Here is a 1,644-nt window from a genome sequence, read left to right as displayed (position 1 = left end):
AATAAGCCTAAAACTTTGGGCAAGAAATAAAAACCCACATTAACTTTATACGGTGTTAGCCACTGGCTTTTCTATTGTTTTATTCACTTTCACATAAAACCAAGGAGAAGACTCGAATTCGTTTTTCTCATCATTCATATATTCCACCATTTCTGTAGATTTATCATTTTCGCAAATCAATCCGTATTCGTTTATTTCAATTCCGAATTTTTCGATTAACTGGCTAGCCAAATCGTGGCAATGAAAACTGTGAAATTCACCACTATTTTCAATTCCAATTAAGTCATATCCTAAAGTTTTCTCGTTTTTATTTTCTTTAATTCCTTTTTTTAGATTTATTGAAATTCCTATTTCACCAAACCTTGCTTTTTCCGGATTAAATAAGTTAAGTAACTCTTCTCTTTCTGATTCGGGAAAGTTTATACTCAATATTTCACTTTCTGCGTTTGAGAAAAATGAACTTTTATATTCGGTTAAGGTTTCTAAATCGGCAAACGTACAAATCCATCCGATTTTGTTTTCCTCCATTTTTTTGTCCGTCCAAATCTGAATATTTTTAATTAGGTTTTCATTTAGGTTAAAATCCGATTTCGTTTCTGGATTAACATTTTTTCCGTCCTCAGCCCATGAAATACTCCAGGTGTCAAAAAAGGAATCGTTTATACAAGTGCTGCAAGTATGCAGTTTTTTTCCTTCGTAACTTCCGAAATTGGAATCACGAAGTTTAATCAAATAATATGCTCCAATGTAGTATCTCAAATTTTTTATTCGCTTGTGGCTAACGGTTTTGGCTAGGCTTTGTGCGGGATTGAAAATCGACAAGATTTTCGAACACGGACTAAGCCGAAGCTTTTTGTTTGGATTTGTTTCTTTTGGTTAAACTAAGCCAAATCAACAAGATTTGGCGACTTAGTAAATATACACAAAACTTTGAAGTTGGCACAAAACCCGCATGAAGTTTAGCCGGTGTTGCCTAGCGTTTTTTCTCAGTGTAATTTTTCAAGTCTTGTGAATGTTAATTTTTTTCATTGTTATAATTTTTCCATTTCTTAGGTATTTTGATTATTCTCAGAATAGTTAGAATTGATACTATTATTCCAATTACTAAACTAATTGGAGCAACAAAAAATCCAACAATATTTCCTTCTAATTCGATAAGCCAAATCCAGAGTGTGATAAATCCTAAAAACTGAAAAACATGAGTATTTATGAAAATCACAATAAATTTTGTAAGGTTTTCAAAGGGTTTGATTTTTCCTTGAAAATGAAATATTGTTATATAAAGAATCAGCCTTACAAGAAAAATTATTATAAGAAATATATAATATGGAAGTTTTTCAATCTGCGTAACGTTTGTGCTAGGTTCAATGTTATAATTCAAATTATTACACCATAAGAAGCTAATAATCTGATATAAAGGGTTTCCAAATATCGCAAAAGACAATATTGGAATTGCCATTATATAATTGATTACAGCTTTTTTTTTCATAATGCTTGGCAACGGTTTTGTATAAAGTTAGTGTGGGAGTTGATAATCGTAAGATTCTCAGCCCCGGACTAAGCTTATACTTATTTTGTGTTTTTATCTTAGTCGACCTAAAAATAGATAAATAAGTAGAAGTGACATAATAAAAAAACACAAAA

2 protein-coding genes are annotated in these 1,644 nt (G+C 30.9%); both read right to left on the bottom strand.

All coding sequences use genetic code 11. The features are described 5' to 3' along the window. Nucleotides 1-45: 45 nt before the first annotated feature. Nucleotides 46-759, bottom strand: coding sequence for a hypothetical protein (locus FGM02_RS17565; protein WP_139959880.1), 714 nt, complete (start codon nucleotides 757-759; stop codon nucleotides 46-48). Nucleotides 760-1,015: 256 nt separating this feature from the next. After that, nucleotides 1,016-1,489, bottom strand: coding sequence for a hypothetical protein (locus FGM02_RS17560; protein ID WP_139959878.1), 474 nt, complete (start codon nucleotides 1,487-1,489; stop codon nucleotides 1,016-1,018). Nucleotides 1,490-1,644 lie beyond the last annotated feature (155 nt).

The sequence above is a fragment of the Flavicella sediminum genome (genome assembly GCF_006381105.1).
Taxonomy (GTDB): Bacteria; Bacteroidota; Bacteroidia; order Flavobacteriales; family Flavobacteriaceae; genus Flavicella; species Flavicella sediminum.
This window is presented reverse-complemented; position numbering and strand designations above follow the sequence as displayed.

Coding starts and splice junctions, on each gene's coding strand:
- FGM02_RS17560 (WP_139959878.1), bottom strand. CDS start 1,489: ATGAAAAAAAAAGCTGTAATCAATTATATAATGGCAATTCCAATATTG.